Consider the following 26,281-nt stretch of genomic DNA (forward strand, 5'->3'; position numbering starts at 1 on the left):
TCCGGCATCCCACTTAGCGGTATTGCTTGAGTACCGCACGACCCAACGTCAGGATCTGCATTTCGTCAGAACCACCAGAAACACGGTCAACACGCAGGTCACGCCAGAAACGGGTAATGCGATGGTTGCCCGCGATACCCACGCCACCCAGTACCTGCATAGCGCTGTCTACCACTTCGAACGCTGCATTGGCGCAGAAGTATTTGCACATTGCCGCGTCACCCGAGGTAATGGTGCCGTTATCCGCTTTCCATGCGGCTTCCAGTAACATGTTTTTCATGGAGTTCAGTTTGATCGCCATATGCGCAAACTTCTCCTGAATCAGCTGGAAACGGCCGATAGTTTCGCCAAACTGTACACGCTGATTAGCGTAGCGCGCTGCGTCTTCAAAGGCGCACATTGCCGTACCGTAGTTGGTCAGAGCGACGAGGAAACGTTCGTGGTCAAACTCTTCTTTTACGCGGTTGAAACCATTACCTTCCCGACCGAACATGTCTTTCTCATCCAGTTCGACGTCATCAAAGGTGATTTCACAGCAGCTATCCATGCGCAGACCAAGTTTCTCCAGCTTGTTGACCTTGATACCTGCTTTGCTCATGTCAACAAACCACTCGGTATAAACAGGTTTATCCGGCGATGCACCATCTCTCGCCATCACCACGATATACGGTGTATAGGCGCTACTGGTGATAAAACACTTACTGCCATTAAGATAAACCTTACCATTTTTACGTGTATAAGTGGTTTTCAGACTACCAACATCTGATCCCGCTCCCGGTTCGGTGATCGCGGAGTTCCACATCTGCTTACCGGTTCCCTGGAACGCCATGATTTTATCAATTTGCTCCTGTGTGCCTTCACGCAGGAAAGTGTTAAAACCTCCCGGCAATTGGTACAACACGTAAGTCGGTGCGCCAAGACGACCCAGTTCCATCCAGACGGCGGCAACGGTGACGAAACCCGCTTCCAGACCACCGTGTTCTTCCGGGATCAGCAGGCTATCAATCCCCATATCCGCCAGTGCTTTTACAAAACGTTCTGGATAGACGCTGTCGCGATCGCACTCGGCAAAATAAGCTTCCCAGTTCTCACTGGCCATCAGTTCACGAATACCGGCGACAAACAGTTCCTGTTCGTCATTTAAGTTGAAATCCATCTTTCAGCCTCTTGATCAATTGGGTTAATGAGAATTACTTGTCTTTCCAGTGCACTTTGGCGTCTTTAATAAAGGACAGCGTTACCATGATGTTGACGAAGAACAGCGGACATCCCCCGGCAATGATGGCAGTTTGAATCGGCTTCAATCCTCCCAATGCCAGCAGAACAATACCGATGATGCCCACCAGGACGGACCACCCGATACGGACCAGCAGCGGTGGTTCTTCACCGTCGCGAACTTCGCGACAGGTCGACATCGCCAGGGTATAGGAACAGGCGTTAATCAGAGTGACAGTGGCAATGAAGCAGAGGATAAAGAATCCCCACATCGTGGCGGTGCTAAATGGTAAGGCGGCCCAGGTTTCGATAATGGCGCGCGCCACACCGTGTTGTTCAATCAACTGCGGGATATTGAGGATGTTTTTATCCATCAGCAGCAGCGTGTTACTGCCAAGGACAGTCCACAGGATCCAGGTCGAAGCGGTCAGACCCAGCACCATCCCGAAACACAGTTCACGTACGGTACGACCACGAGAAATACGTGCAAGGAAGATACTCATCTGGATGGCGTAAATGACCCACCATGCCCAGTAGAAGACGGTCCAGCCCTGCGGGAAGCCGCCTTTGCCGATAGCATCGGTATAGAACAACATGCGCGGCAAATACATCAGCAGCATCCCGACGGAGTCGGTGAAGTAGTTCATGATGAAGCTGGCACCGCTGACGATAAACACCCAACCGAGCATCAGGAAACTCAGGTAGCTACGCACATCACTGGCGATCTTGACCCCTTTTTGCAGGCCACAGGCTACGCAAATAGCGTTCAGGATGATCCAGCAGGTAATGATGATGGCATCTAATTGCAGCGTATGCGGAATGCCGAACAGGTACTGCATACACTCGGTTACCAGCGGTGTCGCCAGACCTAGACTGGTACCCATCGCAAAGATCAGCGCCACCAGATAGAAGTTATCGACGATCGTTCCGAACAAGCCCTTTGCATGCTTTTCGCCAACCAGCGGCACCAGTGTAGAGCTGGGGCGGATGACGTCCATTTTGCGCACAAAGAAGAAGTAGGCGAAGGCAACGGAGAGGAAGCTATAGGTTGCCCATGGCAGCGGCCCCCAGTGGAACAGGCTGTATGCCAGGCCTATCTCTTTCGCACCTGTAGAGTTCGGGGCGAGAGCAAAGGGGGGCGTAGAGATATAGTAGTAGATCTCTATCGAGCCCCAGAACAGTACGGCAGCGGATGTACAGGAGGCGAACATCATAAAAATCCAGCTGGCGGTGCTAAATTCTGGTTTTTCGTCGCCTAATTTCTTTTTGGCGTACGGACCAAAAACCAGCCAGAACCAGCCGAAGAGCATGATGACCATATACCATTCAAATGCCCAACCCCAGACATTGGTGACATAACTAAATACCGCATTAATAACCACATTAGCGGCATCAAGATCTCTTACTGTTAGCCAGCAAAGTATCCCGACAATTATTAATGGCGGAAAGAAAACCTTAGGTTCAATTCCCGACTTTCTCTTTTCATTTTTCATAATTGAATTCCAGTGTGAAAACGAAATTTATTTAGCGTTCCCGTTTGTAATCTTTTGTTTATTTATTATTAATGATTTGTTGATAACTATTNAACCTCTGGGGCGCCTCAGTGAGTAACTCATAATGGGTATTCGTAACGGGTGGTTCTGTGATGTGTATCACGATTTTTTATGCTGGCAATTTTGGCTTAAATATCAATATTAATCCTTAATATTCAATTGTTTGCGGTTGGTTTTTTAACTTTTTTAAGTGTTTATCTTTCAATATTGTTGAACCAGCAAACAATATTGAAAATTTTCCTGTTTGACACGTTTCTTTCAATATTGGTGAGATGCATAACACTATTGAAAGTTATGAATATCAATGTGTGACATTTTCAATATTGGTGATTAATGTTTTATTTCCGAATTAAAGAGCGTGATATTTGTATTTAACACCGCCGATATAAATAACGTTTCCTTCATGATTTCTGGAGATGCAATGAAGATAATTACTTGCTACAAATGCGTACCTGATGAACAGGATATTGCAATTAATAATGCTGACGGTTCACTGGATTTCAGCAAAGCGGATGGCAAAATCAGCCAATATGATCTGAATGCAATCGAAGCTGCGTGTCAGTTAAAACAGCAGCAAGGAGAAGCACAGGTTGTCGCTATGAGCGTGGGGGGGAAAGCACTGACCAACGCCAAAGGACGTAAAGATGTGCTCTCCCGTGGCCCTGATGAGTTGATTGTCGTGATTGACGATCAGTTTGAACAGGCACTGCCACAACATACCGCGAGCGCGCTGGCCGCTGCCGCACAAAAATCAGGCTTTGATCTGATTATCTGTGGTGATGGCTCTTCCGATTTGTACGCACAGCAGGTTGGTCTGCTGGTGGGCGAAGCACTGAATATCCCGGCGATTAACGGTGTAAGCAAGATCCTGTCCCTAACGGATAACACCCTTACGGTAGAACGCGAACTGGAAGATGAAATTGAGACCCTGAGCATACCGCTGCCAGCGGTGATTGCGGTCTCAACTGACATCAACACGCCACAAATCCCTTCGATGAAAGCCATTCTCGGTGCAGCGAAAAAGCCAGTTCAGGTCTGGTCGCCAGCGGACATTGGATTTACTGGCGCACAGGCGTATTCCGTACAACAGGTTGCCGCACCGAAACAACGCGAGCGTCAACGCGTTGTGATTGAAGGCGACGGTGAAGAACAGATTGCCGCATTTGTCGAGAATCTTCGCAAAATCATTTAATTATCAGGGGATGTTATGAACAAGTTTTCCAGTGTCTGGGTATTCAGCGATACCCCTTCTCGTCTGCCGGAACTGATGAGTGGTGCGCAGGCTTTAGGTGAAAAAGTTAACACATTCGTACTGAATGACGCTGATAGCGCGATGGCATTCCAACTGGGTGCGGATCATGCTTGGTTGCTCAGCGGTAAACCAGAAGATCGCATGGTGGAGGATTATGCCGGGGTAATGGCTGAGACGATTCGTCAGCACAGCGAAGGGGGTGCGGTACTGCTGCCGAATACGCGTCGCGGCAAGTTGTTGGCGGCAAAACTGGGTTTTCGTTTGTCAGCGGCAGTTTCCAATGATGCCAGTGCAGTGACATTGCAGGACGGGAAAGCAGCGGTCAAACATATGGTCTACGGTGGCCTGGCAATGGGAGCGGAAACCATCGCGTCACCGTTTGCCGTACTGACGCTTAGTAGCGGGACATTTGACGCCCAACAGCCAGATACCTCCCGTAACGGCGAGATGCACACCGTGCAATGGCAGGCTCCGGCCATTGCCGTGACCCGTACGGCAACTCAGGCGCGTCAGAGCAACAGTGTCGATCTTGACAAGGCTCGTCTGGTGGTCAGCGTGGGACGTGGTATCGGCAGCAAAGAAAATATCTCTCTGGCTGAAGCGCTGTGTCAGACGATTGGCGCTGAGCTGGCCTGTTCCCGCCCGGTAGCGGAGAACGAGAAGTGGATGGAACACGAGCGTTACGTTGGTATTTCTAACCTGATGTTGAAACCTGAACTGTATCTGGCCGTGGGGATCTCCGGGCAGATCCAACATATGGTTGGCGCCAACGGCGCGCAGACGATCTTCGCTATCAACAAAGACAAAAATGCACCGATCTTCCAGTACGCGGATTTCGGCATCGTTGGTGATGCACTGAAGATCCTGCCTGCGCTGACGGCCGCCTTAGCGCGCTAAACCATATCGGGCAGGGTACGAGAGTACCCTGCTGCAGAGAGGAGTTTGTTATGTCCGAAGATATCTTTGATGCCATCATCGTGGGTGCAGGCCTGGCCGGTTCGGTTGCGGCGCTGGTGCTCGCCCGCGAAGGCGCACAAGTGTTGGTTATCGAGCGCGGAAATTCTGCTGGCGCGAAGAATGTCACTGGCGGGCGCATGTATGCGCATAGTCTGGAGCGCATTATCCCAGGCTTTGCCGAACAAGCCCCGATTGAACGTGTGATTACCCACGAAAAACTCGCCTTTATGACCGACAAAGGGGCGATGACTATCGACTATTGCAACGGTGAGGATGCTGCATCGTCGCAGGTTTCTTACTCCGTATTACGCAGTAAGTTTGACGCCTGGCTGATGGAGCAGGCCGAAAAAGCCGGCGCTCAGCTCATTACCGGTATTCGTGTGGATAACGTCGTGCAGCGCGATGGCAAAGTCGTGGGCGTGGAAGCCGATGGCGATATTCTGGAAGCGAAAGTGGTGATCCTTGCCGATGGGGTGAATTCTCTGTTGGCAGAAAAGTTGGGAATGGCAAAGCGCGTTCAGGCTGCGCATGTCGCCGTTGGCGTGAAAGAGCTGATCGAGTTGCCAAAGTCGGTGATTGAGGATCGCTTTCAGTTGCAGGGTAACGAAGGCGCCGCCTGTCTGTTTGCCGGGTCGCCAACCGATGGCCTGATGGGAGGCGGCTTCCTGTATACAAATGAAACAACGCTCTCTCTGGGTCTGGTCTGTGGTCTTCATCATCTGAAAGACGCGAAAAAATCGGTCCCGCAAATGCTGGAAGATTTCAAACAGCATCCGGCTGTAGCGCCGCTGATTGCCGGTGGCAAGCTGGTGGAATACGCCGCGCACGTCGTACCTGAAGCCGGAATGAATATGCAGCCTGAGCTGGTAGGCGATGGCGTTCTGATTGCCGGTGATGCTGCCGGGATGTGTATGAATCTCGGCTTCACCATCCGCGGTATGGATTTAGCGATATCGGCAGGTGAGGCCGCGGCGAAGACAGTGCTTTCTGCCATGACGCGTGACGACTTTAGCAAACAGTCGCTCGGTGAATACCATCAGCACCTGGATGATGGCCCGATGCGCGACATGCGCATGTATCAAAAGCTGCCTGCATTTCTTGATAATCCACGCATGTTTACCGCCTATCCCGAAATGGCGGTCAGTATCGCGCGCGACCTGTTCACCGTGGATGGTTCCGCTCCGGTGCCCATGCGTAAAAAAATCCTGCGCCATGCGAAGAAAGTGGGTTTCATCAACCTGATGAAAGATGGCCTGAAAGGAGTGACCGTATTATGACATCTCCCGTCAATGTGGACGTCAAACTGGGCGTCAATAAATTCAATGTGGATGAAGAGAGCCCACATATCATTCTGAAAACGCAGCCGGATAAACAGGTACTGGAGGTGCTGATTAAGGCCTGTCCGGCGGGGCTGTATAAAAAGCAGGATGATGGCAGCGTGCGTTTTGATTATGCCGGGTGCCTTGAGTGCGGGACGTGCCGAATTCTCGGACTTGATACAGCGCTGGAGAAATGGGAATACCCGCGCGGGACGTTTGGCGTGGAGTTCCGCTACGGCTAATAAGTACGAGGTTGTGCCCCGTAGGCCGGATAAGATGCGGTAGCATCGCCATCCGGTAATCATGTGGCGCCAATGCCGGATGGCGGCGTAAACGCCTTATCCGGCCTACAGATGACGCTTTGCCCGTGTTGAAACAGGAAGTCGCTATGCAGCAGCCCAGGAACTTTGATGACATCAAATTTACCTCTATTCACCGCCGGATAATGCTGTGGGGCAGCGGTGGACCATTCCTGGATGGATATGTGCTGGTGATGATTGGTGTTGCGCTGGAGCAGCTCACGCCAGCGTTAAAATTGGATGCCGAGTGGATTGGCCTGCTGGGTGCCGGAACGTTGGCCGGGCTATTTGTCGGTACGTCGCTGTTTGGTTACATTTCCGATAAGGTCGGGCGGCGCAAAATGTTCATCATCGATATTATCGCCATTGGCGTGATATCGGCGGCGACGATGTTTGTGACCTCGCCCGTTGAGTTGTTAGTGATGCGTGTATTAATTGGGGTGGTTATTGGCGCCGATTACCCGATTGCGACCTCGATGATCACCGAGTTTTCCAATACCCGTCAACGCGCGTTCTCCATCGGTTTTATTGCCGCGATGTGGTATGTCGGTGCCACCTGCGCCGATCTGGTCGGCTACTGGCTGTATGATGTTGAGGGCGGATGGCGCTGGATGCTCGGCAGCGCCGTGATCCCCTGCATTTTGATCCTGATTGGCCGTTTTGATCTTCCTGAATCGCCGCGCTGGCTATTGCGAAAAGGCCGGGTGAAAGAGTGTGAAGCGATGATGATCAAACTGTTCGGTGAACCGGTGGTGTTCGATGAAGAAGCGCCACAGGAAACCCGTTTTCTTCAGTTGTTTAATCGTCGTCACTTTCCATTTGTTTTGTTTGTCGCGGCTATCTGGACCTGCCAGGTGATCCCGATGTTTGCTATTTACACTTTTGGTCCGCAGATTGTTGGCTTGCTGGGCCTTGGTGTTGGAAAAAGCGCCGCGTTGGGGAATGTGGTGATCAGCCTGTGTTTCATGCTGGGCTGTATTCCACCGATGTTCTGGCTCAATAGCGTAGGTCGTCGGCCGTTGTTGATTGGCAGCTTTATCATGATGACGCTGGCGTTGGCCGCTCTGGGGTTGATCCCGGATATGGGGGCCTGGTTGGTGGTGGTGGCTTTCGCTGTGTATGCGTTTTTCTCTGGGGGGCCAGGGAACCTGCAATGGTTGTATCCTAATGAACTGTTCCCTACCGATATTCGTGCGTCTGCCGTTGGTGTGATCATGTCGTTGAGCCGCATCGGAACCATTGTTTCAACATGGGCACTGCCGATCTTCATCACTAAATATGGGATCAACTCCGTGATGTTAATGGGGGCAGGGATATCGTTGATTGGCCTGCTGGTTTCTATTGCCTTCGCGCCAGAAACGCGAGGATTGACGCTGACGCAAACCAGTCAAATGACGATTCGTAGAAAACCGATGTCCAGAGCGAGTGGCTAAGAGTGTTCTGTATTTTCCCTGTGACTCAGTTAGTTAGCCTACAGTTAACGGGTATATCACTGAAAATGACTGAAAAGCAGGGAGAACACCATGCAAAAACATATTCTGATCACCTCCATTTTTACCGCCGCAGCACTGTTTACCGTTGCCGGTTGTTCCTCTAATCAGGCGGTCAAAACGACCGACGGTAAAACGATCGTCACCGATGGCAAACCGCAAGTGGATGAAGATACGGGCCTGGTCTCGTATAAAAATGCGGAAACAGGTAAGACGGAACAAATTAACCGCGATCAGGTTAAGAATATGAGCGAGCTGGACAACTAGTTCAGTTTTCTACATTCATCTACTCAATAATATTGACTTTTAGCCTGCGGATTAACTGACTAAACTCACTGTTATTACAATAATGCAGTGATCGCAGGCTAATCATGATTCTCATCATTTATGCACATCCCTATCCGCAGCATTCGCATGCGAATAAGCGGATGCTTGAGCAGGTAAGGACACTGGAGGGAGTGGAGGTTCGTTCGCTCTACGAACTCTATCCCGATTTCAATATCGATATCGCCGCAGAACAGGACGCGCTGTCACGTGCGAGCCTGATTATCTGGCAACATCCCATGCAATGGTACAGCACACCTCCGTTACTTAAACTGTGGATGGATAAGGTCCTCTCCCACGGCTGGGCGTATGGTCACGGCGGCACCGCGCTGCATGGCAAACACCTGATGTGGGCAGTAACCACTGGCGGCGGTGAAAACCACTTTGATATCGGTTCCCACCCCGGGTTTGACGTGCTTTCCCAGCCTTTACAGGCCACGGCGTTATATTGCGGACTCAAATGGCTGCCACCGTTTGCCATGCACTGTACGTTCATCTGTGATGATGAAACGCTACAGGCGCAGGCGCGCCACTATAAACAACGTCTGATGGAATGGCAGGAGGAACACCATGGATAGTCATACGCTGATACAGGCGCTGATTTATCTCGGTTCGGCAGCGCTAATTGTACCCATCGCCGTGCGCCTGGGTTTAGGGTCGGTGTTGGGCTATCTCATCGCCGGGTGCATTATCGGCCCGTGGGGCTTGAGGCTGGTGACGGACGCCGAATCTATCCTGCATTTTGCGGAAATCGGCGTAGTGCTGATGCTGTTTGTTATTGGTCTGGAGCTGGATCCACAGCGTCTGTGGAAGCTGCGGGCCTCGGTGTTTGGCGGCGGTGCATTGCAGATGGTGGTCTGTGGAGGGCTGATTGGCCTGTTCTGTATGTTCCTCGGACTGCGCTGGCAGGTGGCGGAGCTGATCGGTATGACACTGGCGCTTTCATCCACCGCGATTGCGATGCAGGCAATGAATGAACGTAACCTGATGGTTTCGCAAATGGGGCGTAGCGCGTTTGCCGTGCTGTTGTTCCAGGATATCGCGGCCATTCCGCTGGTGGCGATGATCCCATTGCTGGCAGCGAGCGGTGCATCGACAACACTGGGGGCATTTGCGCTGTCGGCGCTTAAAGTGGCGGGGGCGCTGACGCTGGTGGTGCTGTTAGGGCGTTATGTCACGCGTCCGGCATTGCGTTTTGTCGCCCGCTCGGGCCTGCGAGAAGTGTTCAGCGCCGTCGCGCTGTTTCTTGTTTTCGGCTTTGGCTTGCTGCTGGAAGAAGTCGGGTTATCAATGGCGATGGGCGCGTTTCTGGCGGGCGTTCTGTTGGCGAGCTCTGAGTATCGTCATGCGTTGGAAAGCGACATTGAGCCGTTTAAAGGCCTGCTGTTGGGGCTGTTTTTCATCGGCGTGGGTATGTCTATCGATTTTGGTACGCTGATTGATAACCCATTGCGTATTATCGTTCTGTTGGTCGGTTTCCTGGTAATTAAAACCGTGATGCTGTGGCTTATTGCCCGGCCATTACAGGTGCCGGGTAAGCAGCGTCGCTGGTTTGCCGTATTATTAGGGCAGGGCAGTGAATTTGCTTTCGTGGTATTTGGCGCGGCACAAATGGCAAATGTGCTCGATCCCGAATGGGCGAAAGCACTGACGCTGGCGGTGGCATTATCGATGGCGGCTACACCGATTTTACTGGTTGTCCTGACGCGTCTGGAAAAATCGGCTACCGGTGAAGAACGTGAAGCAGATGAAATTGATGAAGAGCAACCGCGAGTCATCATCGCTGGATTTGGACGCTTCGGGCAGATAACCGGTCGTCTGCTGCTGTCGAGTGGTGTCAAGATGGTGGTCCTTGATCACGATCCGGATCATGTTGAGACGTTGCGCAAATTTGGTATGAAGGTTTTCTATGGTGATGCGACGCGAATGGATCTGCTGGAGTCTGCGGGAGCAGCCAAAGCGGAAGTGATCATTAATGCCATCGACGACCCCCAAACCAGCCTGCAACTGACCGAGATGGTGAAAGATCACTTCCCGCATCTGCAAATTATTGCCCGAGCGCGCGATGTGGATCACTACATTCGCCTGCGCCAGGCCGGGGTGGAAATGCCGGAACGTGAAACCTTCGAAGGCGCATTAAAAACCGGACGACTGGCGTTGGAAAGTCTCGGGCTTGGGCGCTATGAAGCACGTGAGCGTGCTGACGTCTTCCGGCGCTTCAATATATTGATGGTTGAGGAGATGGTGAAAGGCGAAGATGACGCGATTTCCCGTGCGGCTGTATATAAGCGTACCAGTGCAATGCTGAGTGAAATTATTGCCGAAGATCGTCAACATTTATCGTTAATTCAACGCCATGGCTGGCAAGGCACGGATGAAGGTAAACATACGGGCGACATCGCCGATGAGCCGGAAGTGAAACCGTCAGCGTAGGGGAAAAATGTGATGTTCTGCAAACTTTACTGCTAGTTGACTGTTTTTGAACGACTGTAATGCTGGGAGTCCACTCAGAATTCACGGACTCGCCAGCAGAACAGAAAATTTTCCTGCACATCTTCCTTTGGCTAGTCGACGAAAGATTGCGCTTTCCGTATAGTGGCGACAATTTTTTTGTATCCGGGAAATAATCAATGATCAGTCTGATTGCGGCGTTAGCGGTAGATCGCGTCATCGGTATGGAGAACGCCATGCCGTGGAACCTACCTGCCGATCTCGCCTGGTTTAAACGTAATACCTTAAACAAACCGGTTGTCATGGGACGCCATACCTGGGAATCCATCGGGCGACCGCTGCCTGGGCGTAAAAATATCGTCATCAGCAGCAAACCCGGCACCGACGATCGCGTGCAGTGGGTGAAGTCTGTCGATGAGGCGATTGCAGCCTGTGGCGATGAACCTGAAATTATGGTGATTGGTGGTGGGCGCGTGTATGAGCAGTTCCTGCCGAAAGCGCAGAAACTGTATCTGACACATATTGATGCGGAAGTGGAAGGGGATACGCATTTCCCGGACTACGAACCGGATGACTGGGAATCGGTGTTCAGCGAATTCCACGATGCCGACGCGCAAAACTCCCACAGCTACTGCTTCGAGATTCTGGAGCGTCGTTAATCATGTCACTGCCGGATGGCGCTGCGCTTATCCGGCCTACAGGGTGACATATGCGTAGGCCGGATAAGGTGCGAGCACCGCATCCGGCAGACGACTTATCAGGCGTTGACCGCCTCGCCGGGGTCCAGATTCAAATGGCGATTTGATGGCTGTACAAAGTACTGTTTGTCTTCCCAGCGCAGACAGGTGAGATCTCCCCCCCAACAGCAACCCGTATCCAGCGCGTAAATCCCTTCCGGCGTGCCTTTTCCCTCCAGCGATGCCCAGTGTCCGAATGCAATGCTATAGGCTTCACTGACGGGGCCGGGGATAGCAAACCACGGCTTTAGCGGGGCAGGTGCATCTTCTGGCGACTCTTTACTGTACATATCTAACTGGCCATTGGGGAAGCAGTAACGCATGCGGGTAAACGCGTTAGTAATAAAACGCAGGCGGGCCAGCCCCGTCAGCTCCGGCGTCCAGTTGTTCGGCATGTCGCCGTACATAGCATCAAGGAAAAACGGATAAGAGTCACTCGACAGCACGGCTTCCACGTCCCGTGCACAGTCTTTCGCGGTCTGCAAATCCCATTGAGGGGTAATGCCAGCATGCGCCATGACCAGTTTTTTCTCTTCGTCTACCTGCAGCAGCGGCTGACGGCGAAGCCAGTTAATTAATTCGTCAGCATCCGGTGCTTCGAGCAGCGATGTGACTCTGTCTTTTGGTTTATTACGACTGATTCCGGCAAACACGGCCAGCAGGTGTAAATCGTGATTACCCAATACCAGACGCACGCTGTCACCCAGCGATTTCACATAGCGCAGGACGTCCAGCGATCCTGGCCCACGTGCGACCAAATCGCCGGTGAGCCATAAGGTGTCTTTTCCAGGGGTAAAGTCTACTTGATGCAGCAATGCTGTCAGTTCATCGTAGCAACCATGAACGTCGCCAATCAGGTATGTTGCCATAGATATTGTTTTAATGAATGAGTGTTGGAACGGCAAGTCGGAATACGGGAATATCGATAGTAAAGGCGATGCCCTGCTCATCGATCATTTCGTAATGACCCTGCATGGTGCCCAGCGGTGTTTCAATAACGGCACCGCTGGTGTACTGGTACTCTTCGCCAGGTTCGATGTGAGGCTGAACGCCAACTACACCTTCACCCTGAACTTCGGTTTCGCGCCCATGACCATTGGTTATCAACCAATAACGCCCCAACAGCTGCACTGGCGCTCGCCCCAAATTGCGGATAGTCACGGTATAAGCAAAAACGTAACGTTCATCATCAGGTGAGGATTGCGCCTCAATGTAGACGCTTTGTACCTGAATACACACTCGGGGCGAATTGATCATGCTTAACTCTCCTTCGAAGGCGCGTTTTCTGACAGATAGTTAGCCATCCGGCAGTATTGCGCGACAGAGATATTTTCCGCTCGCATTGCCGGGTCGATGCCCAACTCTGTCAGTACTTCAACGCTGAACAGATTACCGAGGCTATTACGTACCGTTTTACGGCGCTGATTAAACGCTTCGGTGGTAATTCGGCTCAGGACGCGAACATCTTTAACCGGGTACGGCATCGTCGCGTGAGGGACCAGGCGTACAACGGCGGAATCTACTTTCGGTGCTGGTGTGAAAGCCGACGGTGGAACCTCGAGCACCGGGATCACATTGCAGTAATATTGCGCCATGACGCTTAATCGACCATACGCTTTACTGTTTGGCCCTGCAACCAGACGATTGACCACCTCTTTTTGCAACATGAAATGCATGTCGGCAATGGCATCAGTATAGGTAAAAAGATGGAACATCAGCGGTGTGGAGATGTTGTACGGCAGGTTGCCAAATACGCGCAGCGGCTGACCCATCGTTTGTGATAGCTCACCGAAGTTCATGGTCATGGCATCTTGCTGATAAATAGTCAGCTTTGGCCCTAAAAACGGGTGTGTTTGCAGACGTGCAGCCAGATCGCGGTCCAGTTCGATGACCGTGAGCTTGTCCAGACGTTCGCCAACTGGCTCGGTCAATGCAGCAAGGCCCGGGCCGATTTCGACCATTGCCTGACCCTTTTGCGGGTTGATAGCAGAGACAATACTTTCGATCACAAACTGATCGTTGAGGAAGTTTTGCCCGAAACGTTTACGGGCTAAATGGCCCTGATGGACTCGATTATTCATTGGTATTAACAATCATTTTGATGGCGAGATTAAGCGCCGTAATAAAACTGCCGACATCTGCTTGCCCACGACCCGCCAGTTCGAGTGCGGTGCCGTGATCAACGGATGTGCGAATAAAGGGCAGGCCCAGCGTGATATTCACTCCGCGACCAAATCCCTGGTATTTTAGCACGGGGAGGCCCTGATCGTGGTACATTGCCAGCACGGCATCCGCGCTGTTGAGATATTTGGGCTGAAACAGGGTATCTGCAGGCAGTGGACCGTTTAATTTCATCCCCTGCGCACGCAGTTCATCCAGTACCGGGATGATGGTGTCTATTTCTTCCGTCCCCATATGACCGCCTTCTCCCGCATGTGGGTTCAAGCCGCAAACCAGAATATGCGGATCGTTCAGGCCAAATTTGGTACGTAAATCATGATGCAGAATGCCGATCACTTCCCGCAATAATGCCGGGGTGATGGCGTCAGCAACGGCTTTAAGCGGCAGATGTGTGGTCGCCAGAGCAACACGCAGCTCTTCCGTTGCCAGCATCATCACGACTTTCTTCGCCTGTGAGCGGTCTTCAAAAAACTCAGTATGCCCGGTAAACGGCACGCCCGCGTCATTGATCACGCCTTTGTGGACGGGGCCGGTTATCAGCGCTGCAAATTCGCCCTGTAGACAACCATCGCAGGCACGAGCCAGCGTGTCGACGACGTATTGCCCATTCTCTACCATCAGTTGACCCGCGACGACAGGCGTGCGGCGAAGCGCAACCGGCAATAGCGTCAGCGTACCGGCTGATTGTGGTTTGGCTGGGGTATCTGGAGAGTAGGGTAGGAGCGAGAGCGGTAAACCGAGCATGGCTGCCCGGTCACGGAGTAGCGTGGCATCAGCACAAACAACGAGTTCTACCGGCCACTCGCGCTGTGCAAGCTGGACCACAAGGTCCGGACCAATCCCGGCAGGTTCGCCGGGAGTGATCACAACACGTTGAGTTCGAGTCATTAGTTGCTCAGAATTTTAACGTACGCACTGGCGCGTTGTTCCTGCATCCAGGTCGCTGCTTCTTCCGAGAATTTACGGTTCATCAGCATGCGATAAGCCCTGTCTTTCTGTGCCGCGTCAGTTTTATCAACATTTCGCGTATCCAGCAGCTCGATCAGATGCCAGCCGAAGGAAGAGTGCACCGGCGCGCTCATCTGACCTTTGTTCAGGCGGGTCAGTGCATCGCGGAAAGCAGGATCGAAAATATCGGCTGCAGCCCAACCCAGGTCACCGCCCTGGTTTGCTGAGCCCGGATCCTGAGAGAACTCTTTTGCTGCTGCTGCAAAGGTCGTTTTACCGCTCTTAATATCAGCCGCGATTTGTTCCAGTTTCAGGCGAGCCTGTTGATCGGTCATGATCGGCGACGGTTTCAGCAGAATATGGCGGGCATGAACTTCAGTCACGGAGACGCTCTGGCTCTGACCACGCATATCGTTGACTTTCAGAATATGGAAGCCGACACCTGAACGAATCGGGCCAATAATATCGCCTTTTTTCGCGGTGCTTAATGCCTGAGCAAAGATACCGGGCAGTTCCTGAATTCGTCCCCAGCCCATCTGGCCGCCTTTCAGCGCCTGCTGGTCAGCAGAATAGGTGATGGCCAGCTTGCCAAAATCGCTACCGCTACGCGCTTCGTCAACCACAGAACGCGCCTGGCTTTCCGCCTGGTTAACCTGGTCTGACGTTGGGTTTTCCGGTAATGGAATCAAAATGTGGCTCAGGTTCAGCTCAGTGCTGGCATCATTTTGGTTGCCAACTTGCTGCGCCAGGGCATCAACTTCCTGTGGCAGGATCGTGACGCGACGGCGAACTTCATTATTACGCACTTCAGAGATGGTCATCTCTTTACGGATCTGGTTGCGATAGGTCGAATAACTCAGACCATCCTGAGCCAGACGGCTGCGCATTTGATCCAGCGTCATATTGTTCTGCTTGGCAATGTTGGCAATAGCCTGATCTAACTGCTCATCAGAGATTTTTACACCCATCTTCTGACCCATCTGTAGAACGATTTGATCCATGATCAAACGTTCCAGGATCTGATGACGCAGCGTGGCATCGTCCGGTAATTGCTGACCTGCCTGACCCGCATTAAGTTTTACTGACTGCATTAAGCCATCGACGTCGCTTTCCAGAACGACGCCGTTATTGACGACGGCTGCGACTTTATCGACCACCTGTGGGGCAGCGAAACTGGTATTCGCGACCATGGCGATACCGAGAAGCAGCGTTTTCCAGTTCTTCATACTTTTTCCATTTCAATTAACCGCAATGCGGATTACGTTGTAAATCAATCAGATCATAAAGAGCTTTGATACGGCAAAATGTTCGAACGCAGCATCTGGTTGGTGCCAAGGCCATAGTTAGAGCTCAGGCCGCGCAGTTCGATATTAAAGCCGATCGAGTTGTCATATACCGCGTGTTTCTGGGTGTCATCCCAACCATTCAGCTTACGTTCGTAGCCGACGCGAATGGCATAACAGCAGGAGTTGTACTGCAAGCCCAGCATGGAATCCGCCACTTTGTTCACATTGGTATCGAAGTAGTAAGCCCCGACGATTGACCAACGCTCAGCGATCGGCACGCTCGCCACTGCACCCACCTGAGAAATCCCGTTTTTATACTGATCTGCCGTAGAGTAATACGAGGGCAGGGTCGCCTGGATATATTCCGGGCTGGCATAGCGGTAGTTCAACTGCAGCATACGGTTTTCGTCGCGACGGTACTCGATGCTGCTGCTGCTGGTGGCGATACTGTCCAGACGCGTGTCGTACTGAATCCCACTGCGTAAACCCCAACGATCGGAGATGCGCCAGTAGGTATCGCCAGCCCATACCAGTGAACCGGTTTTGTCGTCATTCTCCCATTTAATGTTGTCATCGCCAGTGCGAGACTCGGTGAAATAGTAGATTTGACCCACAGAAATATTAAAACGTTCAACGGCCGCGTCATCATAAACGCGAGATGTGACGCCGGTCGTTACCTGGTTTGCGGAGGCAATACGGTCCAGACCGCCATAGGTGCGGTCACGGAACAGGCCGCTGTAGTCAGATTGCAGCAGGGAAGAGTCATAGTTATAGATATGACTTTGGTTGCGATACGGCACATATAAATACTGCGCACGCGGCTCCAGTGTCTGGGTATAGCCTGGCGCCAGCATTTCCATATCACGTTCGAAGACCAGCTTACCGTCAACTTTGAACTGCGGCATGACGCGGTTAGCGGAATCGTCGAGCTTATTTACGTTACTCGGATTGTTGTTATACCAGTCCAGATTGGTCTGCTGGTAATGCGTCGCCATCAGCTTCGCTTCAGTGTTGATACTTCCCCACTGATTGGATAGCGGCAGATTGATGGTCGGCTCAAGGTGAACACGCGTCGCTTCCGGCATGTCGTCATTGGTATTGACGAAATGCACCGCTTGTCCATAAATACGGGTATCAAATGGACCGACGTCATTCTGATAGAAGTTGACGTCTAACTGTGGCTGAGCGGAATAACTGCTGTTGTTCTGATCGTCAAAAACCTGGAACTGTTTGGTGGAGACCGTCGCATCAAAGTTTTGCACCGCATAGCCGACACTGAATTTCTGTGTCGCATAACCGTCGGTGCTGGAACCGTACTTATTGTCAAAATCATTAAAGTAGCTGGAGTCGCTGACTTTGGTGTAGTCGACGTTGAAACGCCACACCTGGTCCATCACACCAGCGTGTTGCCAGTAAAACAGCCAGCGGCGTGAATTATCATCATTTGGATGTTCGTCGTCGTAGACCCGGTCGGAATTCAGATAATCGAACTCCATCAGCCCCATACCTGCCTGGGTCAGGTAACGGAATTCGTTCTCCCACATCACGCCGCCACGGCGATGCATATAATGCGGCGTAATGGTGGCGTCCATGTTGGGCGCGATATTCCAGTAATACGGCAGGTAGAACTCAAAATAGTTCTTGGTGGAGTATTTTGCGTTCGGGATCAAGAAACCGGAACGGCGCTTATCGCCGACAGGGAGTTGTAAATAGGGGCTGTAAAACACCGGAACCGGGCCCAGTTTAAAACGGGCGTTCCAGATTTCAGCGACCTGTTCTTCACGGTCATGGATCACTTCACTACCGACGACGCTCCAGGTATTGGAACCCGGAGGACAGGAGGTAAAACTGCCGTTTTCCAGAATAGTGTAGCGATTTTCACCACGCTGTTTCATCAGGTCCGCTTTCCCGCGCCCCTGGCGTCCCACCATCTGGTAGTCACCTTCCCAGACGTTGGTGTCTTTCGTATTCAGGTTTGCCCATCCCTTTGGTCCCTTCAGAATGACCTGGTTGTCATCATAATGGACGTTGCCCAGCGCATCGACGGTACGAACGGGAGCGGTTTGACCTTCGGCCTGCTTTTGATGAAGCTGCACTTCATCGGCTTGTAGGCGGCTGTTACCCTGCGCAATATCCACGTTGCCGGTAAACACGGCGTCATCAGGGTAGTTCCCTTTCGCGTGATCGGCATTGATGGTGACAGGTAACTCATTGGTCTCGCCCTGCACCAGAGGACGGTTGTAGCTTGGCACGCCCAACATGCACTGTGAGGCGAGATCGGCTGCCAGGCCCTGTTGACTATAGAGGGCGCTGGCAATCATGGTGGCCAGAAGAGTGGGAATACGTTTTTTCATACGTTGTATTTATTGTTCCATCATCAGTAGCGTCGCGCGTGACAAACGGTCACAGCCTAACTTATCTCATCTTCACTTCGCTAGTATTAATCCTGCCCATTTTATGCCCGTCACCTTTCAAGCTGCATATTCGTTGTCTTCTTCGTTTTCCCCAGTTACCTGCACTGTAAAGCGTCAGGGGATGCGATGAGGGATTTCTTTATCCCTCTTCGGCGGCAGTCTGCGGTTGTTCAAATTCGTTCCAGACGAATTTGTCACTGCGTTGCTGCCTTGTCGTAACTCGAAATCCAACGGGTATAGCGTTTGTGGTGTTAGGCACGGCATTGAATGACAGGTATGATAATGCAAATTATAGGCTATGTCCCACAATTGACCGCAGCCGTAAAACGGTAAAAGCACCTTATATTGTGGGACATAGCCTGGCCAAGAGCATAAAGATTTGGGGAATGTATGCAGTATTGGGGAAAGATTATTGGTGTGGCCGTGGCCTTAATGATGGGCGGCGGCTTCTGGGGTGTGGTGTTAGGCCTGTTAGTTGGCCATATGTTCGACAAAGCCCGCATGCGCAAAATGGCATGGTTCGCCAACCAACGAGAGCGTCAGGCGCTGTTTTTTGCCACCACTTTTGAGGTGATGGGGCATCTGACTAAATCCAAGGGACGTGTTACTGAGGCGGATATTCATATCGCCAGCCAGTTGATGGATCGCATGAATTTGCACGGTGATTCGCGTACTGCGGCGCAGCATGCTTTCCGCGTGGGAAAATCAGACAATTACCCATTACGTGAAAAGATGCGTCAGTTTCGTAGTGTCTGCTTTGGTCGATTCGATCTGATCCGCATGTTTCTGGAAATTCAAATTCAGGCCGCATTTGCCGATGGTTCTCTTCATCCTAACGAGCGTGAAGTGCTGTACGTCATCGCTGAAGAACTGGGGATTTCGCGTACCCAGTTTGATCAGTTCCTCCGCATGATGCAGGGTGGAGCGCAGTTTGGTGGCGGATATCAACAGCAATCTGCGGGCGGTGGCTGGCAGCAGGCGCAACGTGGACCCACGCTGGAAGATGCCTGTAACGTGTTGGGGGTAAAAGCAACAGATGATGCAACCACCATTAAGCGCGCCTATCGTAAGCTGATGAGCGAGCACCATCCGGACAAACTGGTTGCGAAAGGCCTGCCACCAGAAATGATGGAAATGGCGAAGCAAAAAGCACAAGAAATTCAAAAAGCGTATGAGCTAATTAAAGAACAGAAAGGCTTTAAATAATCGTTATACCGCGCCTTATCCGGCCTACGTTGATAACTGTAGGCCGGGCAAGCGAAGCGCCCCCGGCATAAATGGGAACTGAATTTAAAAATCCGCCGGGACTTTAAACGTCATACTGTTGCCGTATTCGGGATGGGTGATGGTTAACATCTCTGCGTGCAGCAGCAGCCTCGGTGCCATTGCCAGCGCCTCCGGTGGCGCATAGAAACGGTCACCCAGAATCGGGTGTCCTAACGCCAGCATATGCACGCGTAGCTGATGGGAACGTCCAGTAATAGGTTTTAGCACCACCCGGGCGGTATTATCCGCGGCAAACTCCACGACTTCGTATTCTGTTTGCGCGGATTTTCCGGTTTCATAGCACACCTTTTGCTTTGGCCGGTTGGGCCAGTCACAAATCAGCGGTAAATCAACCAGGCCTTCGGCAGGTGCAGGATGTCCCCACACCCGCGCCACGTACTGTTTCTTCGGCTCACGCTCGCGAAACTGGCGTTTGAGTTCGCGCTCTGCTGCTTTGGTCAGCGCCACTACAATCACGCCGCTGGTAGCCATATCCAGACGATGTACGGATTCGGCTTGTGGATAGTCGCGCTGAATACGTGTCATCACGCTGTCTTTGTGCTCATCCAGACGACCCGGCACGGACAACAAGCCGCTCGGCTTGTTGACCACCATAATGTGCTCATCCTGGTACAGGATAACCAACCAGGGCTCCTGCGGCGGATTGTAGTTCTCCATCCCCATTTTCAGCTCCGTTACTGATGCGTCACGACGATCAGGCGTAGCGCATCCAGTCGCCAGCCGGCCTGATCGAGGCTTTCCATCACCTGCTGACGGTTGCTTTCTATGGCTGCAAGCTCGTCATCACGGATGTTCGGGTTTACGGCTCGTAACGCTTCGAGGCGCGACAGTTCCGCAGTCAGCTTCTCATCTGCTTCTTTACGGGCTGCATCGATAAGCGCTCGGGCCGACTTCTCAACCTGCGCTTCGCCCAGTTGCAGAATGGCGTGAACATCCTGCTGCACGGCGTTGACCAGTTTGCTACCGGTGTGACGGTTAACCGCGCTGAGCTGACGGTTGAAGGTTTCGAATTCAACCTGGGCGGCGAGGTTATTGCCGTTTTTATCCAGCAGCATGCGCACCGGCGTAGGGGGCAGAAAACGGTTCAACTGCAGTTGCTTCGGTGCCTGCGCTTCCACCACATAGACCAGCTCAACCAACAGAGTGCCGACCGGCAATGCTTTGTTTTTCAGCAGAGATATTGTGCTGCTACCCGTGTCACCAGAGAGGATTAAATCCAGACCGTTGCGGATCAGCGGGTGCTCCCAGGTAATAAACTGAGCATCTTCACGAGACAAGGCCACATCACGTTCAAACGTAATGGTACAGCCATCTTCCGGAAGTCCTGGGAAGTCCGGAACCAGCATATGATCGGACGGTGTCAGCACGATCAAATTGTCGCCACGGTCATCCTGATTAATACCAACGATATCAAACAGGTTCATGGCGAAGGCGATCAGACTGGTATCGTCGTCCTGTTCTTCAATACTTTCAGTAAGCCGCTGAGCTTTTTCACCGCCGTTCGAATGGATCTCCAGCAGGCGATCGCGCCCTTGCTCCAATTGAGCTTTCAGCGCGTCATGCTGTTCGCGGCAGGTCTTGATCAGGTCATCAAAGCCATCGGTGTTTTCTGGCTCAGCCAGGAAGCCGATCAGATTGTTATAAACCGTATCATAAATGGTGCGTCCGGTCGGACAGGTGTGTTCGAACGCATCCAGACCTTCGTGGTACCAGCGCACCAGCACGGATTGCGCGGTTTTTTCCAGGTACGGAACGTGGATCTGAATATCATGCGCCTGACCAATACGGTCCAGACGACCAATACGCTGTTCCAGCAGGTCCGGGTTAAACGGTAGGTCAAACATCACCAGATTGCTGGCGAACTGGAAGTTACGCCCTTCGGAGCCGATTTCAGAACACAGCATTACCTGGGCGCCGCTATCTTCTTCGCTAAACCAGGCTGCGGCGCGGTCACGCTCAATGATCGACATCCCTTCATGGAACACGGCGGCGCGGATACCTTCGCGCTCGCGCAGCACTTGCTCAAGTTGCAACGCGGTGGTTGCTTTCGCGCAGATCACCAGCACTTTCTGTGAGCGGTGGCTGGTCAGGTAACCCATCAGCCATTCAACGCGCGGGTCAAAGTTCCACCAGGTACCGGTATCACCTTCAAATTCCTGATAAATCTGTTCGGGGTAGAGCATGTCGCGTGCGCGATCTTCCGCACTCTTACGTGCGCCCATAATGCCCGAGACTTTGATTGCTGTCTGGTATTGGGTTGGCAGCGGCAGCTTGATGGTATGCAGTTCGCGTTTCGGGAAGCCTTTCACACCATTACGGGTGTTACGGAACAGCACGCGGCTGGTGCCGTGTCTGTCCATCAGCATCGAAACCAGCTCCTGACGCGCGCTTTGGGCGTCATCACTGTCGCTGTTCGCAGCCTGCAACAGCGGCTCAATATCCTGTTCGCCAATCATGTCGCCAAGCATGTTTAGCTCATCGTTACTCAGCTTGTTACCTGCCAGCAGCATGGCAACCGCATCGGCAACCGGGCGATAATTTTTTTGTTCTTCAACGAACTGGGCAAAATCGTGGAAGCGGCTTGGGTCCAGCAGGCGCAAACGCGCAAAGTGACTTTCCATGCCGAGTTGTTCCGGCGTTGCGGTCAGCAGCAGGATACCCGGCACGCGCTCTGCCAGTTGCTCTATCGCCATATACTCGCGGCTGGGCGCATCTTCGCTCCATACCAGGTGATGGGCTTCATCGACAATCAACAGGTCCCATTCCGCATCACACAGATGCTCCAGACGTTGCTTATTACGACGGGCAAAGTCCAGAGAGCAGATAACCAGTTGCTCAGTTTCAAACGGGTTGTAGGCGTCGTGTTGCGCTTCTGCATAGCGTTCGTCATCGAACAGCGCAAAACGCAGGTTGAAACGACGCAGCATTTCGACCAGCCACTGGTGCTGTAAAGTTTCAGGGACGATGATCAGTACACGCTCGGCAGCACCAGACAGCAGTTGCTGATGCAGGATCATCCCGGCTTCAATGGTTTTACCTAAACCAACTTCATCAGCCAGCAGAACGCGAGGCGCATGGCGGCGGCCGACATCGTGGGCGATGTTAAGCTGGTGTGGGATCAGGCTGGTGCGCTGACCGCGCAGACCACTCCACGGCATGCGGTACTGCTCGCTTTGAAATTTACGCGCACGATAGCGCAGTGCGAAGCGGTCCATACGGTCAATCTGGCCAGCAAACAGGCGATCCTGGGGTTTACTGAACACCAGCTTGCTGTCGAGCAGCACTTCACGCAATATGACGCCCGTTTCTTCGGTGTCGAGGCGGGTTCCGATATAAGCAAGCAGGCCGTTTTCTTCTTTTACTTCATCGACATGCAGTTGCCAGCCTTCATGGCTTGTTATCGTATCGCCAGGATTGAACATCACGCGGGTCACGGGGGAATCACTGCGCGCATACAGACGGTTTTCGCCCGTCGATGAGAAAAGTAAAGTGACGGTTCGCGCATCCATGGCGACAACGGTACCAAGTCCCAATTCGCTTTCTGTATCGCTGATCCAGCGTTGACCAAGTGTAAAAGGCATATGTGTTCGGCTCTATATCTTTAATTGCAGGTAATACTCGTCATTTTTCGGGCTAGCCCGAGGTTTTGAGAGCATACGACCCCGCTACCAGGCTAATAAATCAGTGGTAGGGGTGTTAAATGGGTCCAGGAATGGAAAGGGCGCTATGGTACTGGATGGCGGCGGTTTCGTCACGCGTCAAAATAACCCCAGTTGCCCTGTGAGTAGTGTAGCAAAGTTATCATCGATAAAGGGAAGTATTCCCTCGGCAACCGGTTGTATCTGACGTGTCAGATAGTGCTCGTAATCGAGAGCAGATTGCTGATAATCCACAGGTTCAGGGCCGTTTACCGTCCAGACATATTTAATGGTGCCACGGTTTTGGTACTGCGGTGGGCGGCCAAGTTTTGCATTCTGTTCATCGGCGAGTCGCGCCGCACGAACGTGTGGTGGAACATTTCGCTGGTATTCGCTTAACGGGCGGCGCAGACGTTTGCGATAAATCAGTTGTTCATCCAGTTCACCCGCCATCAGCTTGTCGATGGTCTCGCGGACAAACTCCTGATAAGGTTCGTTACGAAAAATTCGCAGGTACAGCGCCTGCTGAAACTGCTGTGCCAGCGGTGTCCAGTCGGTTCGTACCGTTTCCAGTCCCTTAAACACCATTCGTTGCTCAGCACCGTCCTGAATCATCCCCGCATAGCGTTTTTTACTGCCGGTATCTGCACCGCGAATGGTCGGCATTAGGAAGCGACAAAAATGGGTTTCAAACTCCAGCTCCAGCGCGCTGGTCAGATTTTGCTGCTTCAGCGATTGCGCCCACCAGGTGTTGACATAGCTCACCAGCTCCCGACCAATTCGGGTTGCATCGTCTTCTGAGTGCGCCTTTTTAAGCCAGACAAAGGTCGAGTCGGTATCACCATAGATGACATCGTAGCCCTGTGCTTCTATCAGCGCTTTGGTCTGGCGCATGATCGCATGGCCGCGCATGGTGATCGACGAGGCCAGCCGCGGATCAAAGAAGCGACAAGCGGTGGTGCCAAGTACGCCATAAAACGCATTCATGATGATTTTTAGCGCCTGAGAGAGCGGTTTATTACCGTGGCGTTTCGCTTCGTCGCGCCCGTGCCAGATTTGGGTAACAATCTCTGGCAGACAGTGCTTTTCGCGGGAGAACCACGCGTCGAGGAACCCTTCTGTGCTGTGCAACGGTTCTGGATGAGCCATCCCTTCGATGAGTCCGACAGGGTCGATCAAGAAAGTACGGATAATTGAGGGATACAGGCTTTTGTAATCCAGTACCAATACAGAGTCGTACAAACCCGGGCGCGAGTCCATCACATAGCCGCCGGGGCTGGCATGAGGGGGAACTTCCCCCAGATTGGGCGCGACGTAACCGGCGCGGTGCATCCGGGGTAAGTAAAGATGCCCGAAAGCGGCAACCGAACCGCCGTGCCGGTCGACAGGCAGACCGTTTACCGTCGAACGTTCCAGCAGAAACGGCATGATCTCGGTTTTATGAAAAATACGCGTGACCAGCTCACAGTCTTTGAGGTTGTAAGTAGCAAGAGCGGGCTTATCCTGGGCAAAACGACGGTCAATTTCGTCCATTCTGTCCCAGGGATTATCAATCGACTTCCCTTCGCCAAGGAGTTCCTGCGATACCGTTTCCAGCGAGAATGACGAAAAATTCCAGAATGCGGATTTCAGCGCCTCAATGCCGTCAATAATCAGACGCCCTCTGGCCTGCGCGAAAAAAACACCGTTTTTAAAACCGTGTTCACGCCACTCCAGTTCGCTGTTGTCGCGACCAAAACGCAGTGGGATACGATAACGTTCAGCATGATTTTGCAGGACGCGTAAATCGAACTGCACCACGTTCCAACCGATGATCACATCGGGATCGTGACGGGCAATCCAGTCGTTAAGTTTTTCCAGCAACAGCGGGCGACTGGCGACGTACTCAAGTTCAAAATCCAGCCGGGAGGCATCGCCATTCGGCGGGCCGAGCATATAGACAATACGCTGCCCGCAACCTTCAAGGCCGATGCAGTACAGCTCGCCGTGACGCGTTGTTTCGATATCCAGCGATACCCATTTCAACGGTGGTCGGTAGTCCGGATTCGGCTTCAGTCGGGCATTAATGAGTGTGTTGTTTTGAGGAGTACCTTCGACCCAAACCGGGGAGGTAATAAAGCGTTCCATCAGATAACGTTCTGGTGGGCGGACATCGGCCTCGTAAACCGTCACACCATTTTCACGCAGCAGTTTTTCCAGCCGCATAAGCTGGCGGTGCGAGCGGCAATACAGGCCCGAAACTGGCTGACGGTGGAAATCCTGGAGTGTGAGCGGTGTCAGCCGATAGCCGTTTTCTGTGCGTAATAATGACGTTACACGAGGCGTCTGGTGTGTGGGGATAAACGCGACGGATTCCTGTGGCGCGAGCGTAACCAGCAGTGGCCCATTGTCCGTTGCCAGCCAGAATGAAACCTCTGTCCCCTGCGGGGTATCCCGCCAGTGTCGGGTTAAAATAAAACCAGCCTGCGCCACGCTGCGTATCCGTCAAAAAACCAGGCATTATTATAGCCTGGTTCTGATAGGTTGGCTGTGATTTTATACAGTTGTCATGCTCAGAAGAGGTTACTGCCCAAAATACGCTTTCCTGAGTAAAATGCTTATTTCTACCTGACAATGTTATCTTCATATTCAATATATGAATAAAATGTCTTGGATAGGCTACAGATAGATATCTTATAGCTGGCATTTGTACCTTAGCCTCCATTACATACGTTGTTTATGTTTTGATTATTAATTACAAGTTCGCTTTCATACTTTTCCTGATTTTTAGGAAAAGTGCTCGTTTGATTTTGCCACATATTTCTCAGATTAGTGAAAAAATTATATTTTTATTTGTTTTTATTAGCTGTTAGTGTAAAGCTTTCATTCGAAATGTTTGGGCCATTATCTTAAGTATAATATATTTAAGCGGGGTTGTTATTGCTCTAAAT

At 52.1% G+C, this 26,281-nt stretch carries 21 protein-coding genes; 10 read left to right on the plus strand and 11 right to left on the minus strand.

The features are described from left to right. Positions 1-13: 13 nt before the first annotated feature. The gene (caiA, locus tag NNO02_RS09505) at positions 14-1,156 is read right to left on the minus strand and encodes a crotonobetainyl-CoA dehydrogenase (protein WP_137383761.1); all 1,143 of its coding nucleotides are present in this window, start codon (positions 1,154-1,156) and stop codon (positions 14-16) included. Between the two features lie 34 nt (positions 1,157-1,190). Continuing rightward, positions 1,191-2,708 carry an L-carnitine/gamma-butyrobetaine antiporter gene (gene caiT / locus NNO02_RS09510; RefSeq protein WP_271440464.1) on the minus strand — a complete coding sequence of 506 codons (1,518 nt, stop codon included), beginning with the start codon at positions 2,706-2,708 and terminating at the stop codon, positions 1,191-1,193. 481 nt (positions 2,709-3,189) lie between these two features. Between caiT and NNO02_RS09515 the strand changes: the two genes are divergently transcribed. The 9 genes from NNO02_RS09515 (at position 3,190) to folA (ending at position 11,519) form a co-directional block, all read left to right on the plus strand. Next, a complete protein-coding gene (locus tag NNO02_RS09515) occupies positions 3,190-3,960 on the plus strand; it encodes an electron transfer flavoprotein FixA (RefSeq protein WP_271440465.1) in 771 nt (256 codons plus the stop codon). 15 nt (positions 3,961-3,975) lie between these two features. Beyond that, a complete protein-coding gene (locus NNO02_RS09520) occupies positions 3,976-4,917 on the plus strand; it encodes an electron transfer flavoprotein subunit alpha/FixB family protein (RefSeq protein WP_271454653.1) in 942 nt (313 codons plus the stop codon). Positions 4,918-4,967: 50 nt separating this feature from the next. Continuing rightward, entirely contained in the window at positions 4,968-6,254 is a 1,287-nt protein-coding gene (locus NNO02_RS09525; RefSeq protein WP_271454654.1) for an FAD-dependent oxidoreductase, read from the plus strand. Beyond that, positions 6,251-6,538 carry a ferredoxin-like protein FixX gene (fixX, locus tag NNO02_RS09530; protein ID WP_096758345.1) on the plus strand — a complete coding sequence of 96 codons (288 nt, stop codon included), beginning with the start codon at positions 6,251-6,253 and terminating at the stop codon, positions 6,536-6,538. The genes NNO02_RS09525 and fixX overlap by 4 nt, the downstream gene beginning before the upstream one ends. 146 nt (positions 6,539-6,684) lie before the next feature. After that, positions 6,685-8,028, plus strand: coding sequence for an MFS transporter (locus tag NNO02_RS09535; protein ID WP_271440469.1), 1,344 nt, complete (start codon positions 6,685-6,687; stop codon positions 8,026-8,028). A gap of 90 nt (positions 8,029-8,118) precedes the next feature. Then, positions 8,119-8,352, plus strand: a complete 234-nt coding sequence (locus NNO02_RS09540; RefSeq protein WP_271440470.1) for a YgdI/YgdR family lipoprotein — start codon at positions 8,119-8,121, stop codon at positions 8,350-8,352. 104 nt (positions 8,353-8,456) lie between these two features. Beyond that, a complete protein-coding gene (kefF, locus tag NNO02_RS09545; protein WP_048212726.1) occupies positions 8,457-8,987 on the plus strand; it encodes a glutathione-regulated potassium-efflux system oxidoreductase KefF in 531 nt (176 codons plus the stop codon). Beyond that, on the plus strand, positions 8,980-10,842 hold the full coding sequence (gene kefC / locus NNO02_RS09550) for a glutathione-regulated potassium-efflux system protein KefC (RefSeq protein WP_271454655.1): 1,863 nt from the start codon (positions 8,980-8,982) through the stop codon (positions 10,840-10,842). The genes kefF and kefC overlap by 8 nt, the downstream gene beginning before the upstream one ends. Before the next feature lie 197 nt (positions 10,843-11,039). Then, positions 11,040-11,519, plus strand: a complete 480-nt coding sequence (gene folA, locus NNO02_RS09555) for a type 3 dihydrofolate reductase (RefSeq protein ID WP_003018873.1) — start codon at positions 11,040-11,042, stop codon at positions 11,517-11,519. A gap of 98 nt (positions 11,520-11,617) precedes the next feature. On the opposite strand, the gene apaH is transcribed toward folA, so the two are convergent. The 6 genes from apaH to lptD are packed head-to-tail and all read right to left on the minus strand — an operon-like array spanning position 11,618 to position 18,366. After that, positions 11,618-12,466, minus strand: coding sequence for a bis(5'-nucleosyl)-tetraphosphatase (symmetrical) ApaH (apaH, locus tag NNO02_RS09560; protein ID WP_271449973.1), 849 nt, complete (start codon positions 12,464-12,466; stop codon positions 11,618-11,620). 10 nt (positions 12,467-12,476) lie between these two features. Further along, positions 12,477-12,854 carry a Co2+/Mg2+ efflux protein ApaG gene (apaG, locus tag NNO02_RS09565; protein ID WP_003018867.1) on the minus strand — a complete coding sequence of 126 codons (378 nt, stop codon included), beginning with the start codon at positions 12,852-12,854 and terminating at the stop codon, positions 12,477-12,479. Between the two features lie 2 nt (positions 12,855-12,856). Then, complete coding sequence (rsmA, locus tag NNO02_RS09570; protein WP_048212723.1) at positions 12,857-13,678, minus strand: 16S rRNA (adenine(1518)-N(6)/adenine(1519)-N(6))-dimethyltransferase RsmA; 822 nt, start codon at positions 13,676-13,678, stop codon at positions 12,857-12,859. After that, the gene (gene pdxA / locus NNO02_RS09575; RefSeq protein WP_271440472.1) at positions 13,671-14,666 is read right to left on the minus strand and encodes a 4-hydroxythreonine-4-phosphate dehydrogenase PdxA; all 996 of its coding nucleotides are present in this window, start codon (positions 14,664-14,666) and stop codon (positions 13,671-13,673) included. Before pdxA ends, rsmA begins: the two co-directional genes overlap by 8 nt. Continuing rightward, positions 14,666-15,952: a peptidylprolyl isomerase SurA gene (gene surA / locus NNO02_RS09580; RefSeq protein ID WP_271440473.1), complete on the minus strand. Its 1,287-nt coding sequence runs from the start codon at positions 15,950-15,952 to the stop codon at positions 14,666-14,668. The genes pdxA and surA overlap by 1 nt, the downstream gene beginning before the upstream one ends. A gap of 53 nt (positions 15,953-16,005) precedes the next feature. Beyond that, positions 16,006-18,366: an LPS assembly protein LptD gene (gene lptD, locus NNO02_RS09585; protein WP_271454656.1), complete on the minus strand. Its 2,361-nt coding sequence runs from the start codon at positions 18,364-18,366 to the stop codon at positions 16,006-16,008. Between the two features lie 450 nt (positions 18,367-18,816). Between lptD and djlA the strand changes: the two genes are divergently transcribed. Then, positions 18,817-19,632 (plus strand): co-chaperone DjlA, encoded by an 816-nt coding sequence (djlA, locus tag NNO02_RS09590; RefSeq protein WP_202039525.1) that lies wholly within the window; start codon positions 18,817-18,819, stop codon positions 19,630-19,632. Between the two features lie 84 nt (positions 19,633-19,716). On the opposite strand, the gene rluA is transcribed toward djlA, so the two are convergent. The 3 genes from rluA to polB form a co-directional block, all read right to left on the minus strand. Continuing rightward, on the minus strand, positions 19,717-20,376 hold the full coding sequence (rluA, locus tag NNO02_RS09595; protein WP_137383748.1) for a bifunctional tRNA pseudouridine(32) synthase/23S rRNA pseudouridine(746) synthase RluA: 660 nt from the start codon (positions 20,374-20,376) through the stop codon (positions 19,717-19,719). Positions 20,377-20,387: 11 nt separating this feature from the next. Beyond that, positions 20,388-23,294 (minus strand): RNA polymerase-associated protein RapA, encoded by a 2,907-nt coding sequence (rapA, locus tag NNO02_RS09600; RefSeq protein ID WP_271454657.1) that lies wholly within the window; start codon positions 23,292-23,294, stop codon positions 20,388-20,390. A 177-nt stretch (positions 23,295-23,471) separates the two neighbouring features. After that, positions 23,472-25,823 carry a DNA polymerase II gene (gene polB, locus NNO02_RS09605; protein WP_271454658.1) on the minus strand — a complete coding sequence of 784 codons (2,352 nt, stop codon included), beginning with the start codon at positions 25,821-25,823 and terminating at the stop codon, positions 23,472-23,474. Between the last annotated feature and the right edge of the window lie 458 nt (positions 25,824-26,281).

The organism is Citrobacter sp. Awk 2 (genome assembly GCF_028069815.1).
GTDB lineage: Bacteria > Pseudomonadota > Gammaproteobacteria > Enterobacterales > Enterobacteriaceae > Citrobacter.